Consider the following 14,197-nt stretch of genomic DNA (forward strand, 5'->3'; position numbering starts at 1 on the left):
TTCGGTAGTTCTGTTTTCTGTTATTTCCTTATGCACATTGAGGTACTCAGGGCTTATCATATAATGGTTCATCTTCTTCTCCCGCGTCTGTTCTATTATAGAGTCAAGAATCATGCGTGTCAGATGCCACTGGACTGTTGAGACCGGGTTCTCTTAAGGAACTCAAGGATGCATGGAAGGAGATCATGAGCCTCATTCATGGAGAGGATTTTGATGTGTATCATATGGGCAACTCTTCAAACCGAAGAATTGCTCACTCTCTATAAATATCCGGCTGTGTGCTGCGGCGTGATAAAAACAAAGGAGGACTCAGCACAAATCCAAATACTTTCTTTGCAGAACAGTCGAACAATTACTGAACAGGGCGGATTACCGTGGAGGCAAAAAATATTCTTGGCATCACCACAAGAGAGGCATTTCGGGAGTGGTTAGCAGAAAATCATGACAAGGAAACGGAATGCTGGATGATTGCAAAGAAAGGAAAAATTCCGCCAAAGGATTTTGTCTGGTATCTTGACTCAGTAGAAGAAGTTCTTTGTTTTGGATGGATAGATACCACCCATAAAAACATCGATGGCGTGGATATGCAGAAGTTCACTCCCCGGGCACCGAGAAGCCCGTGGTCGGAATTAAATAAGGAACGTTGCCGCAGATTAGAAAAACTGGGACTTGTGACGGACGCAGGGCGTGCGGTTTTGCCGGATATGTCGGAGAAGAGCTTTGTCATAGACGATGAGATCATGCAGGCGTTCAAAGAAAATCCGACGGCATGGGATAATTTCAAAAGTTTTCCTTCTCTCTATCAGCGTGTCCGTATCGATTCCATACAACGTGACAAAAGGAAAGACAGAGCTGTGTTTGAAAAAAGAGTGAAAAAACTTATTGAGCAGTCTGCGGCAGGAAAGATGTTCGGTGACTGGAATGATTATGGACGGCTGACTGAATATTAGATGCATGGTATGGAGAAAATTTTGATTATCATTTGAGCAACTCTTCAAACCGAAGAATTGCTCACTCTCTATAAATATCCGGCTGACGTTTATTCAAACATGCAGCCACGAACTTTTTGCCTCTGCCTCCTTCTGGTTTTCTCACTCTGTCTCGCCGCGTCTCCGGCAGCCGCCGCAGTCATTGAAACGCAGTACAATCAGAGCGATCATGTCCTGTACGACGAACACGCAGCACTACCGCTGAAAACAACCTTCGATCCATCCGAGATTCCGTCATCCAAAAATCTCACTTTTATTCAAAAAGAGTTGGGCCATACTCTTTACACAACCATTCCTGCTCTTCACGAAGAAATTATTTCAGCATATCAGGCCCGGTATCCGAATCTCTCCAGCCCTGATGGCAGCACCCGCATTGACATCTACGGCTGTCGCCTCCAGATCACTTTTTCGCCTGATGGAATCATCACCGCAAAAACAAGTTCAGTGTATGATCTCTTCTCCCTTCATGGAGAAAAACATCGTACTGCATCAAAAGAAGAGTCCTCCTCTGACAAAGGAGCTTTCTTTGGCAGACCATCGACGAACCTCAGCATCGTCATGGTCTTTGAGTACGACGGCGTGAATCCTCCAACTCCCCATCCGGTCCTGCGAGAGCATGCCACAGGTTTTACCAACTGGACCGAAGAAGGAGTATGGTCAACCAAAAATTTCATCTCGGAAAAAATTCTCCCAGACAACAGTACTACATACGCAGAGATCTCTCTTGAATGGAACCGCGACAAAAAACCAAAAGATCTGATCGCCCACATCGTCAGATTCACGTGCACTCCCGAGGGTCACGTGAGTTCGTTCTCGGAAAAAATGTTCATCACGCTTGATGACGACGCAACCGATGAGTCACTCGCAGCTCTCATGGAATTTTTTTCCTGAAAAAATATTTTTTCACTGATATATTTCGTACGCTTCTCTAAACATATCCGCAGTCCGATATTTTTTCAATCCCAAAGTCTCTTCTTCAACAACTGCACCAAACATCTCCAGCCTTGAGAGATGCCAACCGACCCGCATTCCGGACAGCCCAACTCTTTTTGTAATCTCTTCTGCTGAAATGTTTTGGTTCCGGAAAATTTCTGAAAATATCCGGTGGAGAACATCACTGCCCATGATCTCCTGTAATATTTTTTCCTCGGCACATTTTGGTTCCCGCCGCACCCAGTAGGTAGAGACCCCGTCTCTCATGATTACCAGAATCACCGCCCGTTTTTTTAGTTTTCTGAGTGTCTGTTTTGCCCAAAACTGCGAGATGCCGGTCTCATGCATTATCTCCTCTGATGAAACCCCCGGATTTTCCCGGATGCAGGCAACAATCCTCACAGTTTCATCTATTGTCCGGGAATCAACACTCATACTATTCGCGTACCTCTGTCATTGATCCTTCACAGTATATGAGTACTGTGGACAAACACTCGTTTTATCGAATCCGGCGTGATGAGATTCTGAAACGCGAATGGCACGAATAGCGCGAATAAAAAATCGCCAATGGCGATTTTTCAAAAAAAATGTTTGTGTTTTTTTCTGAACGAATAAAATCTGTTCAAAATAAAATCTTTAACATTTTCTTAAAAATCGCCATTGGCGATTTTTTTATTCGCGCTATTCGCGTTTTAAAATTTTTCACGACAGCACAAAAAAAAGAAATGCGGAAAAATGCTTCCGCGAATTAGGTACTTCGGTCGCCAATCTCTGCAACGTACTCATCGTACAAATCCGTGATCTCCTTCTCCGGCTCTGCCGTAAGCTTTGAGACCACATAAATTGCAATCAGACTCGCGATGACTCCGGGCACCATCTCATACAGACCGGTCGGGCCTGCAAGATACGTACCCCAGCCAAGAGACACCACTCCTCCGACAATGATACCGGCAAGTGCCCCCTGCCAGTTCATTCTCTTCCAGAACAGTCCAAGCAGAATTACCGTACCAAACGTACAGCCGAAACCTGCCCAGGCATTTGCCACAATATTGAACACCGTACTTGCCTGATTTAAGGCAAGGATGATTGCAATTGCAGAAACTGCCAGCACCGTCACACGAGAGATCATCAGAAGTCTCTTGTCGGGTGCAGACTTGTTGATCAGATTCTTGTAGATGTCCTGCGAGATCGAAGAGGATGCAACAAGAAGCTGGGACGAAGCAGTACTCATCACTGCCCCGAGGATACCACAGTAGATGATACCTGCAATAAACGGCAGAGCACCAAACACTGTTCCTGTCATCTGGATAAACACCTGCTCAGGGTTTCCGCCGAGAGCTGCTGGGTCCGGGAACATAAGCTGACCGATCAGACCAACAAAGATTGCCGCAGACAGAGACAGAATGACCCAGACCATTGCAGCCATACGTGCCTTTGGCACCTCTTCGGGATTCTCGATTGCCATAAATCTTGGCAGAATGTGGGGCTGGCCAAAGTAACCGAATCCCCATGCGAGTCCTGACACAATCGTAAACACCGACACGAACTCAAAGACGCCGCTTGCCGCATCATATTGATGGAACAGCGAAAACATCTCAGGGTTGATGCCTGCAGTTGCAAACGTAATGCCGTCGCCGAACAGAATAATGCAGGCAACGATCGGAACCAGAATCAGAGCAAACAGCATCAAAAGACCCTGGATCGTATCAGTGATACACACTGCCTTGAATCCTCCGGTGAAGGTATAGCAGACCACAATCAGTGCACAGACAAGCACACCCGCAATATACAGCGAGGATACATCCGTGATACCGATCGAGCTTAAATCAACGCCGTAGATCGTCATCAGGGAGCTGAACAGAACTCCTCCTGCCTTGAACTGGGCAGAGGTGTAGACGATGAAGAAGATCAGAATGAAAACAGATGCAATTGCAGTGATGAATCCTCTCTTCTCATTGAAACGGTTCGTGATGAACTCGGGAATGGTCAGAGAATCCTTTGCCTTGTGGGTGTAGATTCTCAGGCGTTTTGCAATGAATTTCCAGTTCAGATACGTTCCGATCGCAAGACCGATCGCAGTCCAGCCCGCAGCAGACATACCGGTTGCATAGGCAAGACCCGGCAGACCAAGCAGGAGCCATCCGCTCATATCTGATGCTTCGGCAGACATTGCTGCAACAAACGGGTGCAGCTTGCGTCCTCCGAGAACGTAGTCACTTGTGGTTTTGGTCTTCTTAAAATAGAAGAACCCGATGTAGATCATTGCGGCGAAGTAAATAATAAATGCCGCTCCGATGCCAATTAAGTTCCAATCTAACACAAAATATTCCCCCGGCAGTGGTATTTATCCTTCGGCCCCACACCGGGCTTTCGGGTACAAATACGTGAACTTACTGCAACTTACTTAGTTTGTCAACATGATATTTATGTGCTCTTAGGCGTGTGGATGATTTTGTCGCCCACGGAAAAGCGGAACACACTGAAGACAACAGAAAAACATCACGGAGCAGACGTGAACACCACGGAAGTGAATTATTTTAGATAGAATAGGAGTTACGCGGTGTAATTCTGTGAAGTAGTGAGACTGCCAAGAATGATTTTTCAACACAATTTCATTGTGATTATTTTAAACACGGAACTTCTATTTAGAATTCCGTGGTGTTCACGTCTGCTCCGTGATCTTTTTTTCCGTGAAGCTCCGTGTTTTCAGATTTTCCGTGGGCGGCTCACCAAATAAAAACACAAAATCCGAATAAAGTTTTTCCAAATCAAACCTGATCTTTTGCCGACAACTGAACCCTTATTCACTCACACGTGCAAAAGACAGATCAGGTGAAAAAAATGTGCGAAGACCAAACTTGTACATGCGACCCATTCGACGATGAGTGCGACTGCATTGAATACTTCCACGAGATGCCCCGTCTCGGCGAACCAGCCCCCGAATTTATCGCAGAAACCACACAAGGTCAGATCAAACTTTCTGATTACAAAGACAAGAAATGGGTCGTGCTGTTTTCCCATCCGGCAGACTTTACTCCTGTCTGCACGACCGAGTTCGCAGCGTTTGCCAAGGCATACCCGGAGTTTGAGAAGAGAAACGTTGCCCTGATCGGTCTTTCGGTTGACAGTTCGTCCTCGCATCTTGCCTGGATCAAAGACATCAAAGAAAAACTCGGCGTTGCAATTCCCTTCCCGGTCATTGCCGATCTGGATACAAGAGTTGCCTCCCTTTACGGCATGATCCAGCCGGCAATGAGTACGACTGCCGCATGCCGTGCGGTGTTCTTCATTGATCCGAAAGGCATTCTTCGTGCGATGATCTATTATCCGCTGACGACCGGACGATATATTCCTGAAGTTCTGCGGGTGATCGATTCTCTGCAGGTGAATGATAAGTTCCATGTGGCAACGCCCGCGAACTGGCAGCCGGGAGACAAGGTTATTGTTCCTGCGCCAAGAACTCAGGCCGAGATGGAGGAACGTGAGAAGATTTCGAGTCCTGACAAGAAGACCTGGTATCTTCTGATGAAGGATCTTTGAAATCCTTCCCGAAAATTTTTCTTCTTTTACTGCGGAGGTTATAGCATGGCCGATGATATGACGACGGAACGGGCATATGCAATCCTTGGTGTTCCGGCAGGCTCGGATTTTTCGACGACAGCAAAAGCGTTTCGCGATCTCCGCGATAAGTATGATCCATCAGTAAATCCGTACAGAAGAAAGGAGTACGCAGAAGTTCTGGCGGCGTTTGAATTTTTGCAGCACCAGTTCTGAGTGCGGTGAAATTTTTATATTTTATATTAGGTGTTTTAGTATGAGCAAGAAAATTCTGATTCTCAACGGCAGCCCCCGGCCGAAAGGCAATACTGCGGTGCTGATTGATTCGTTTGTGAAGGGAGCAGTCTCTTCTGGAAATTCTGTTACGCGGTTTGATCTGGAGAAGATGGATATTCATCCGTGTCTTGGATGTCTGTCCGGCGGAAAGGATCCAAAAAGTCCGTGCGTTCAGAAGGATGCGATGGATGAGATTTATCCAATTTTTAAGGAGGCGGAGGTCGTGGTGTTTGCATCTCCGATGTACTTCTGGAGTTTTACTGCGCAGCTGAAGGCATGTGTTGATCGGCTGTTTGCGGTGATGGAGAGCGATCTTCAAAGCTCGAGTGGAAAGGAGTGTATTCTTCTGATGCCTGCCGAGGAGGATTCTGAGAAAAATTTTGCTCCGGTGGTGAGTTATTATCAGACGCTTGCGGAGAATCTTGGATGGAAGGATGTAGGAATGATTCTTGCGGGAGGGCTGATGGAGGTCGGGGATATTTCCGGCAAGCCAATTCTTCTTGAGGCTGAGGCACTCGGGAGGTCAGTTGTATGAAGGTTTTGTTGATCAACGGGAGTCCGAATAAGGAGGGCTGTACGTTTACGGCGTTGTCCGAGGTTGCAGCAAGCCTGAATCGTCATGATGTCGCAACTGAGATTTTGTATCTTGGGAAGAAACCGATTGCGGGTTGTATTGCCTGCATGAAGTGCCGGGAGACAGGGAAGTGCGCTTTTAAGGATCAGGTGAATGAGGTTGCGGCCCGCCTTGATGAGTTTGATGCGATTGTTTTTGGATCACCAGTGTATTATGCGGGTCCTTCGGGTCAGCTGACTGCGTTTTTGGACCGGTTGTTTTTTTCAAGCGGCGGTAAAATGGCAGGAAAGCTTGGTGCATCGGTTGTGTCCTGCCGGAGAGGCGGTGCGTCTGCTGCGTTTGATCGGCTGAACAAGTATTTTACGATCAGTAATATGCCGATTGTTTCTTCGCAGTACTGGAATCAGGTTCACGGGTTTACGCCTGAGGATGTGCGAAAGGATGCGGAGGGTCTTCAGACGATGCGAACGCTTGCGGAAAATATGGCGTGGCTTCTGCGGTGCATTGAGGCTGGAAGAAAGGCGGGCGTTCCGGGGCCTGTGTACGAGGAGCATCTTATGACGAATTTTATTGAGTGAATTTTTCCGGCGGATTTTTTCCGCTGATTTTTTTCAAAAATTTTTTTGCAGTACCAGAGTTTGATCACTGTCTTTATGCTGAGCTTCACGCATACAGATGAAATCATATGAAAAAATTTCAGAGATATTTTTTGCTGATGCTTCTCTGCATAACGATGCTCAGTTGTTTTGCCTTTTCGGTTTCTGCTGCCCCGAACGATATTTCGCCTGAGGATCGTGAGTTTATTGAAAGAACATCATCTGACTACCTGAGAGTCTCTCCAAAAAATCCTGCTGACCGACTGAGTGCTGATACCCTGGAAATGGCGTAGGGTATTCCTTACTGCGAGAATATTTCGAGTTCTGATGAGAAGATCTGATATCTTCTAAGGAAAGATTTCTGAAATTTTTCACTGTGGAGGTCATAATATGGCTAAAAATATGACGAACGAAAGAGCATATGCAATCCTTGCTGTTCGGCAGAATCGAATTTTTCGACGGCGACAAAGGTGTTTTGTGATCTCCGAAATAAGTATGATCTGGCAGTTAATCCGTACAGAAGAAAGGAGTACTCTGAGGTTCTGGTGTTGTTTGAGGTTGTAGTCGCATTGAACCGCCATGATGTCGAGACTGAGATTTTGTATCTTGAAAAAATATCTTGAAAAAAATTTATTGCCGAATGTATTGCCTGTAGGAAGTGCTGAGATACTGGTAGGTGCACATTCCATTCATAAATTATATAATATTTTAAAACCTTAATTAAACTATGGAGATCGTATGGTTCATTTCTCTCTTGGCTTTGTGTATTGGGATTTTTGTTTTGGTAATTATATCTCTGTATTATCGAAATCTCTCAATAAAAATGCGTTCAGACGTACAGAAATTGAAAAAAACTCCTATCGCCCAAATTGGAGATAGATGGGATTGGGAATATGTTACCGACGCATCAAATCCTGAAATATTTAATAAGGATTCATTTGTAATTTCTGACGAATTTTACAATCGATTAGGTTATTCTGAGAATAGTGGTAAATTCAATCGTAAAAGGCATAGTGATATTTATAGTTATTTAAACACATCCAATCCAAAAAACGTTCAAATGTTTGCTGGATTTATCGGCGAATTGCTCATGTCAACAAAAACATATGACGTAAAATGTGTAATGGTAGAATTCAAGACTGTTAGCGGAGATATTGATGGAGTTTTGAAGGGTATCGTCTTTGGATATGTTGATGAGATGTTGAATGATCCTCTCATACCTCGCCATCTTCAGGGAATGTTTTTGCCTCTTAACAATTTGGAGGAAAAATGAATCCTTTACATTATGCCAAACTCATGCAAACAAAAAATACAAAAGAATGGAATGAATGGAGACAGGAAGAGCGAAAAAAAGGAAGATCCGTTGTAGAATTAGCTGGTGCGTACGTTAGGAGTGCATCTTTTCCTCCATACGAAGACGAAAAAAGTAAAAAATTAGTAGGATTAGATTTGAAAGATGCGGATTTGCGATATTCAAATTTTGTTGGGTCTACTTTGATCAGTGCTGATTTTACTGGTGCAGATCTTACTGGTGCAAATTTTACATGGGCAAATTTATCAAATTGTATATTTAAATCAGTAAATCTCTCTCATTCACATTTTGAAAAAACAGTGTTGACTGGGACTAAAATTTGGTCTAGCAATCTAAGCAGTACGTCCTTTGACTTCTCAGTTGTTGATGGTGGTACGCTTATATTTAGTTGTGATATTAGTAATTCCACGAGTTTTCTTGGTGTCGGCCTAAATTCTGCACGAATTGATACTCAGATGTTACCATACCTGCAATATGCAATTCGAAAAAAAAGTTGGGAAAGTTGGTATCAGGACACAATATTCAATATTTATAATGAGAATATTGAGGGAAATGATGTTCCTCAGGAAACTGAAAAATATTCTTTTTCAGAAAAAGTGTCAAAATTTATGTTCTTGATGTATAAAAATCTTGTAAAATTATTCTGGATATGTTCAGATTATGGAGGGAGTACACTTAGAATTATTGGTTTTTTTGTGTTAGTAAATATAGTATTCTCCATGATATATCACTCATTTGGAATCGTTCAAGTGGCATCTCCCTTTTTTTTCACAGCAATACCTCAAACATTTTTAGTTGTTTTTGGCATAATTCCCATTGATCTCTCACCTGTACCAAACGTATTATTACATATCGCTGTGATGTTTCACGTGATCTTGGGTTATCTACTGTTAGCCGCTTTGGTCACGCGTCTGTCGATATTATTTCAATCAACTGGGCCTGACAAGTTACACTGGAGAAAGAAATTTTACGAAAAATAATCATATTCCAATTTAATTAATTTTTGATTTTTATAATGCTTTTATGTATTTATTGGTTTGTTATGACGTCATTAGTAGTTACACAATCTCTAATTTTTTGGATGGTATATCCAAAACTATTTTTTTCGAATTGTGCTCATTTTTTGCAGTACCAGAGTTTGATCACTGTCTTTATACTGAGCTTCACGCATACAGATGAAATCATATGAAAAAATTTCAGAGATATTTTTTGCTGATGCTTCTCTGCATAACGATGCTCAGTTGTTTTTCCCTTTCGGTGTCCGCTGCCCCGAGCGATATTTCCTCTGAGGACAGAGCACTCATTGAAAAATACTCTCCGGCTTTCGGGGAACCGTTTCCCAATCCTGCTCTGCTGAAAGAGTATCAGGAAAATGATGCCCCCTACATTATTTTTGTGAATGAGATTGAGAACTCAGCTCCACCAAACTGGCGGATGATTCAGATGTTGTACCATGATCCGGTACTGGATGAGTTTCTGTTGTCCATTGATCACACCGGCATCAGCCGCGACTCTGTCAGGCCAAAAAATCAGGAACGCGAATCAATATCCCATGTTGGCCGCGATGCGTCAGGATTTGAGAATCTCTCAGATGCAGTGAGGGATTATATGCTGACGGATTTTCTGTTCTGTTATCCAAACGAAACGGAGATTGTAACCAACATCACCGCTGGCGAGCTGTTTGAGACAATGGAAACAACATTTCGCTGCGTTGGTCTGAGCGGATCCGGAAATCTGGATGTGTTTGTCCGGCATGCAGCAATCGATGATACGGGAAATTTTTACCGGACTTGTGATCTGATCAATATGAAACGGTATCTGCAAAAAATTGCGTCGCAGAACGGGTATGATGAGTTTGGCGTGCTGCCGGTTCAGTTTATGGATATCGATGATGCTTTTTCAACGATCAGGGCTGAATCTGAGATTGTGACATTTCCAAAAAATCCTGCTGACCGAGTGAATGCCGACACGCTGGAGATGGCACAACAGATTCCCTCCCGCTCGTCAATTGATTTGGCGAATGCGAACAATGATCGCATAAAAATTGATGCCGGACCTGAGGTTCCGCAGCTCTCTCCTGACTGGACAACGGTCACGATGTTTTATTTTGATCCTGCGGTCTCGTTTCTGAAGGACGGCCTGTATGCGAACGTTGATTCTGAGCTTCCGAAAGAGAGCAGGGAGTTTGTCCTCTCCGACTTTCCACATTATGATCGATGCGGCACGTTCGTTATCAGCGATGTAACGCTTGGAGAACTTCTCAATGATACCGATCTACAGTATCGTGGATACAGAATCAGTAACTCAGGATATCTGGAGGTCTTAATTGCCTCTTCATCCAATTACTCAGAAAAGGATCTGCTGAACATCTATAATGTTATTCAGAAGGTTGCATTTCTGAACGGGTATGATACCGCGATTCCAATCATTTTCCTTGAAGCGCCGGAGTATGATATCTGGATCGTTCCGGTCGAGTCGTCTGATATGGCACATGTGGAAAAGAGTATCTGGGAAAGAATTTTAGAGTGGTTGGGAGAATGGTGGTAAATTTTTTTCTTACTCAATTACTAACCATCATTTTTTGAAATTCTAGAGTGTGCTCACTATCTTTATGCTTCTTTTTTTAACAATAGAAATATGTATGACTGAATGGTAAAACAACAGTCATCACAATGAATTGGGTGGTGGAGATTGATGAAAATCAAACTCCTGTTCATTTATGATACATTTTGTGTGAAATAGATGAATAGCTGTCCATTTCTCCCAATAATACGATGTTTGCATTTTTGTGATGTCGTGTTTATAGGTGAAGTATGAATAATGAAAGAAAAAAATGAGATGACTTTGTTATGAAAAAATTTCAGAAGAATTTTTTGTTGATGCTGTTTTGCATCTTTGCATTGACTTGCATGGTCTCGGCAGTGATTGCGGCCCCAAGTGATCTTAGCATTGATGAACAGCAGATGGTACAGCAGCTTCCCTCCCAGGAAGCAATAGATCGTTCAAATGCATATAACGATCTGGTAAAAATCGATTCAGGTGATGAAGTACCGGTTCTTTCTCCTAACTGGGTAACTGTTCAGACATTTTTTTATGATCCTTCTATGAAATTTCTGAATGATGGCTTACTTCTTACAGGATCAAACAGAAATCGATTATCGGGGTATTCAGATGAGTACAAAAATCTCGTTCTTTCCAACCTCCAGTATTATGATCAAAATAATAATTATGTAACTGGTGACATCACTCTTGGCGAGCTTCTTGATATGACCGACACCACATTCTGGAGTTATGGAATGAGTAGCTCTGGATACCTCGAAGTTCGTGTTGATACATTGTCTCCCTATTCACAAAATGACATGGTAAATATCTACAATCTTATTCAGAAAACAGCTTCAATGAATGGATATAATATGGGTATTCCTGTGATTTTTCTTGAAGCTACAATTATTACGCCTGACATGATTTCTTCCGTCCCAAGTAGTGCTTTAGTTTTGGAACAAAATGCAGAATTAAGAAGTAAACTGGATCGGATAAGACCCCTTTGGGGTGGTATTTACGCAGAAAATCAATATGGTTCCAGCACTATTGGTTTTTCTGCAAAGGACAGATCCGGAAATTATGGTATCGTAACCTGTGGACACATTAATCCTGTTGGAGCGAGAATTTATCAGCCTTATCGGTCAACAGAAAACAACTTCATCGGTACGGTCACTTCACGTTCATTAGCCACAGTGGATGCGGCTTGGATTAAATGTAGCAGTGGTGTCACCAGCGAAGGTAAAATCAACGGTGGGTATTCATTTGCTGAGGGAATAAACGTCAATAGTTACGGACCCATAGATGTCAACAAGAACGTAAGAATCAGTGGTTATGTCTGTGGTAATATGGATGCATCATATGCTAGAGTCGAAACTACTGCATTTCCTATTACCAACAATTGTGATCAAGCTGATTCAGATCGTGGTTATGTCTCTATTCAGAACGCAATTATTTTGACTGGCACCCTCCAAAGCGGTGATAGTGGATCTCCTGTATATCAGACCTACGATGAATCAATTTTTGGAAACAAACACAAATTGATCGGTACTGTTTCCGGTACGTTTACCGATGGTGGTGGTCAGAGAATTATTGTTCAGCCCTTGCAACCTATTCTCGATAAACTTCAGGTCACTCCTATTACTGTTTGATTTCCCCAATTATATGTGGGTGTAATTTCTTGGATAGAGTCAATCCTCTTCCTCATTTTTTCGTGTAATTTTCGTTTGTTTGTCATAATTCGCAGCTACTGATACACACATACATGATGAGTGTTATTCTAGAGTATGCTCACACATTTCATATATTACGATGATCCATTTTATCACACATTATGAAATGGATTTACGCGGTTTTTGGAATATTTCTTTTACTAGCATTATGTTCCATTCCGGTCGCAGCTGTAGATGATCTAACTGTATCTGAATATCAGATAATGCCGTGGTTCGATAGTTCTGTTTCAGAACTTCGTTCTTCCCAGTCCTCATCTGTTGTGCAAAACGGGGTGGAGAAATTTGATTACTATGTGTCCTCCGGATGCAAACAACTGGACATCAAAGTATCTTGGGATTTATTACCGAATTACAACTCACTGACTCTCAGACTCTTCACTCCAAAGGGTTTTCTTGTGGGAGAATACACTGATACCTATGAATCATCCGTCAAAAACGGAATCATTCCGATAGCAATTACCTCGTCATCTCCTCTTGAAAGTGGGTACTGGCGCAGTGAGGTAGTTGGAACAAAAGTATCAGGTTCTCAGCCATTCAACATAATTATTAACAGTCGTTAATGTCCTCCCGTAAATCTTTCCTGAGAATTGTTTGCCTTGCCTTGCTGTTTGTTTGTATAAGCGTCAGCTCGGTAACAGCTGCTCAGGAAGGAGTCGTATATTTTCCCCTCTCCGGCATCACCGTCTCCCCAGGAGATCCTGATCTCATCTCAGATGGAATGGATGATGAAAATCCTATTATCGAAGTCACCGGCTTTGACTTCTCCAAACCCGCCTTCGTCGCCCTCTTTCTGGATCTTTTCAACATCCATGATATCCCGGTATGGGCAGCAGAAGGCATTGCCCTTGCCCTTGCAGTTTTTACCGGAGGTTTTGCTGCATTTCTCTTTACCCGCAGAAAACTTTCCGAAGACCCGGCCTCCCGCCCGATGCAGATACTTGCCTTCATCACCGAGCATCACGGATGCCGGCAGTCTGACATCATCACTGGTACCGGTTTTTCCCGCGGCTCTGTTTCGTACAATCTGATACGTCTTATTCGGAAGAAGAAAATCCGAAAAATTGACGGAGAGGAGGCGGTGACCTATGTTCCTGCCGGAACCAAATATGATGAAAAGGATCTTGGTCTGGTACTTCTCACTCATGAAAAGCCGCTGAAAATTTTTACCGTCATTGCCAAAAATCCCGGCATCTCGCAAAAGCAGATTGGCGAACGTACCGGACTTCCAACAAGCACTCTGAGGTGGCATCTATCCCGTCTTGAAAAATATCAGGTGATCTGCATGGAAAAAGATCGAAACCTGACGCAGTACACTGCTTCTCAGAAGTACGCGGATCAGTACGGATTTTCTGGCGAACATGAAAAATCTGATTCTGCAAAAACTCAATCGTCGTGATAAGAAAATTCTTCGGCATTGAAAAATTTCTCTGAATAGGAGTTACGCGGTATGATGTCAAGGAAAACTTATCCGTTTTTTTTTCTGAAAAATGTTGACTGGGTTAGTGGTGGATGGGTATGATGAGAAAAACCAACCGCAGATTCACGCAGATTCCAAATTTGCCAATCGCTGTTATCTTGCGTTCGGGCGGGACTCCGGCTAATCGCCTCCGTCCTTTTCGCCCTCACTGGATAACAACTGGCAAATTTTATCGGTTTTTTGTTGGAGTGGTAAATGCGGCTTTGTCTGG

General features: G+C 43.3%; 16 protein-coding genes. 14 read left to right on the forward strand and 2 right to left on the reverse strand.

The annotated features are described in order from the left end of the window. The first annotated feature begins 116 nt into the window (after positions 1-116). The 3 genes from McpAg1_RS01370 to McpAg1_RS01380 all read left to right on the forward strand — a co-directional run bounded on the left by McpAg1_RS01370 (position 117) and on the right by McpAg1_RS01380 (position 1,880). Positions 117-266 (forward strand): hypothetical protein, encoded by a 150-nt coding sequence (locus tag McpAg1_RS01370; protein ID WP_338093492.1) that lies wholly within the window; start codon positions 117-119, stop codon positions 264-266. Positions 267-374: 108 nt separating this feature from the next. Next, the gene (locus McpAg1_RS01375) at positions 375-950 is read left to right on the forward strand and encodes a YdeI/OmpD-associated family protein (RefSeq protein ID WP_338093493.1); all 576 of its coding nucleotides are present in this window, start codon (positions 375-377) and stop codon (positions 948-950) included. Positions 951-1,049: 99 nt separating this feature from the next. After that, positions 1,050-1,880, forward strand: a complete 831-nt coding sequence (locus McpAg1_RS01380) for a hypothetical protein (RefSeq protein WP_338093494.1) — start codon at positions 1,050-1,052, stop codon at positions 1,878-1,880. 12 nt (positions 1,881-1,892) lie between these two features. On the opposite strand, the gene McpAg1_RS01385 is transcribed toward McpAg1_RS01380, so the two are convergent. Beyond that, complete coding sequence (locus tag McpAg1_RS01385) at positions 1,893-2,357, reverse strand: winged helix-turn-helix transcriptional regulator (RefSeq protein WP_338093495.1); 465 nt, start codon at positions 2,355-2,357, stop codon at positions 1,893-1,895. Positions 2,358-2,670: 313 nt separating this feature from the next. Further along, entirely contained in the window at positions 2,671-4,242 is a 1,572-nt protein-coding gene (gene putP, locus McpAg1_RS01390; RefSeq protein WP_338093496.1) for a sodium/proline symporter PutP, read from the reverse strand. A gap of 521 nt (positions 4,243-4,763) precedes the next feature. On the opposite strand from putP, the gene McpAg1_RS01395 reads away from it, so the two are divergent. The 11 genes from McpAg1_RS01395 to McpAg1_RS01445 all read left to right on the forward strand — a co-directional run bounded on the left by McpAg1_RS01395 (position 4,764) and on the right by McpAg1_RS01445 (position 13,905). Further along, positions 4,764-5,462 (forward strand): peroxiredoxin, encoded by a 699-nt coding sequence (locus tag McpAg1_RS01395; RefSeq protein ID WP_476738683.1) that lies wholly within the window; start codon positions 4,764-4,766, stop codon positions 5,460-5,462. A 45-nt stretch (positions 5,463-5,507) separates the two neighbouring features. Then, entirely contained in the window at positions 5,508-5,696 is a 189-nt protein-coding gene (locus tag McpAg1_RS01400) for a hypothetical protein (protein ID WP_338093497.1), read from the forward strand. 40 nt (positions 5,697-5,736) lie between these two features. Further along, positions 5,737-6,291, forward strand: a complete 555-nt coding sequence (locus McpAg1_RS01405; RefSeq protein ID WP_338093498.1) for a flavodoxin family protein — start codon at positions 5,737-5,739, stop codon at positions 6,289-6,291. Continuing rightward, entirely contained in the window at positions 6,288-6,908 is a 621-nt protein-coding gene (locus McpAg1_RS01410; RefSeq protein WP_338093499.1) for a flavodoxin family protein, read from the forward strand. The genes McpAg1_RS01405 and McpAg1_RS01410 overlap by 4 nt, the downstream gene beginning before the upstream one ends. A gap of 488 nt (positions 6,909-7,396) precedes the next feature. Beyond that, the gene (locus McpAg1_RS01415; RefSeq protein WP_338093500.1) at positions 7,397-7,549 is read left to right on the forward strand and encodes a hypothetical protein; all 153 of its coding nucleotides are present in this window, start codon (positions 7,397-7,399) and stop codon (positions 7,547-7,549) included. A 200-nt stretch (positions 7,550-7,749) separates the two neighbouring features. Next, complete coding sequence (locus McpAg1_RS01420) at positions 7,750-8,199, forward strand: hypothetical protein (protein WP_338093501.1); 450 nt, start codon at positions 7,750-7,752, stop codon at positions 8,197-8,199. Then, on the forward strand, positions 8,196-9,218 hold the full coding sequence (locus McpAg1_RS01425) for a pentapeptide repeat-containing protein (protein WP_338093502.1): 1,023 nt from the start codon (positions 8,196-8,198) through the stop codon (positions 9,216-9,218). The genes McpAg1_RS01420 and McpAg1_RS01425 overlap by 4 nt, the downstream gene beginning before the upstream one ends. Before the next feature lie 205 nt (positions 9,219-9,423). After that, on the forward strand, positions 9,424-10,785 hold the full coding sequence (locus tag McpAg1_RS01430) for a hypothetical protein (RefSeq protein ID WP_338093503.1): 1,362 nt from the start codon (positions 9,424-9,426) through the stop codon (positions 10,783-10,785). A gap of 302 nt (positions 10,786-11,087) precedes the next feature. Then, a complete protein-coding gene (locus McpAg1_RS01435) occupies positions 11,088-12,428 on the forward strand; it encodes a chymotrypsin family serine protease (protein ID WP_338093504.1) in 1,341 nt (446 codons plus the stop codon). A gap of 182 nt (positions 12,429-12,610) precedes the next feature. Beyond that, complete coding sequence (locus McpAg1_RS01440) at positions 12,611-13,069, forward strand: hypothetical protein (protein WP_338093505.1); 459 nt, start codon at positions 12,611-12,613, stop codon at positions 13,067-13,069. A gap of 41 nt (positions 13,070-13,110) precedes the next feature. Next, the gene (locus tag McpAg1_RS01445; RefSeq protein WP_338093506.1) at positions 13,111-13,905 is read left to right on the forward strand and encodes a winged helix-turn-helix transcriptional regulator; all 795 of its coding nucleotides are present in this window, start codon (positions 13,111-13,113) and stop codon (positions 13,903-13,905) included. The last annotated feature ends 292 nt before the right edge of the window (positions 13,906-14,197 follow it).

The sequence above is a fragment of the Methanorbis furvi genome (assembly GCF_032714615.1).
In the GTDB taxonomy this organism is placed as follows: domain Archaea; phylum Halobacteriota; class Methanomicrobia; order Methanomicrobiales; family Methanocorpusculaceae; genus Methanocorpusculum; species Methanocorpusculum furvi.

Coding starts and splice junctions, on each gene's coding strand:
- McpAg1_RS01385 (WP_338093495.1), bottom strand. CDS start 2,357: ATGAGTGTTGATTCCCGGACAATAGATGAAACTGTGAGGATTGTTGCC.
- McpAg1_RS01425 (WP_338093502.1), top strand. CDS start 8,196: ATGAATCCTTTACATTATGCCAAACTCATGCAAACAAAAAATACAAAA.
- McpAg1_RS01400 (WP_338093497.1), top strand. CDS start 5,508: ATGGCCGATGATATGACGACGGAACGGGCATATGCAATCCTTGGTGTT.
- McpAg1_RS01440 (WP_338093505.1), top strand. CDS start 12,611: ATGAAATGGATTTACGCGGTTTTTGGAATATTTCTTTTACTAGCATTA.
- McpAg1_RS01395 (WP_476738683.1), top strand. CDS start 4,764: ATGTGCGAAGACCAAACTTGTACATGCGACCCATTCGACGATGAGTGC.
- McpAg1_RS01430 (WP_338093503.1), top strand. CDS start 9,424: ATGAAAAAATTTCAGAGATATTTTTTGCTGATGCTTCTCTGCATAACG.
- McpAg1_RS01420 (WP_338093501.1), top strand. CDS start 7,750: ATGCGTTCAGACGTACAGAAATTGAAAAAAACTCCTATCGCCCAAATT.
- McpAg1_RS01405 (WP_338093498.1), top strand. CDS start 5,737: ATGAGCAAGAAAATTCTGATTCTCAACGGCAGCCCCCGGCCGAAAGGC.
- McpAg1_RS01410 (WP_338093499.1), top strand. CDS start 6,288: ATGAAGGTTTTGTTGATCAACGGGAGTCCGAATAAGGAGGGCTGTACG.
- McpAg1_RS01435 (WP_338093504.1), top strand. CDS start 11,088: ATGAAAAAATTTCAGAAGAATTTTTTGTTGATGCTGTTTTGCATCTTT.
- McpAg1_RS01380 (WP_338093494.1), top strand. CDS start 1,050: ATGCAGCCACGAACTTTTTGCCTCTGCCTCCTTCTGGTTTTCTCACTC.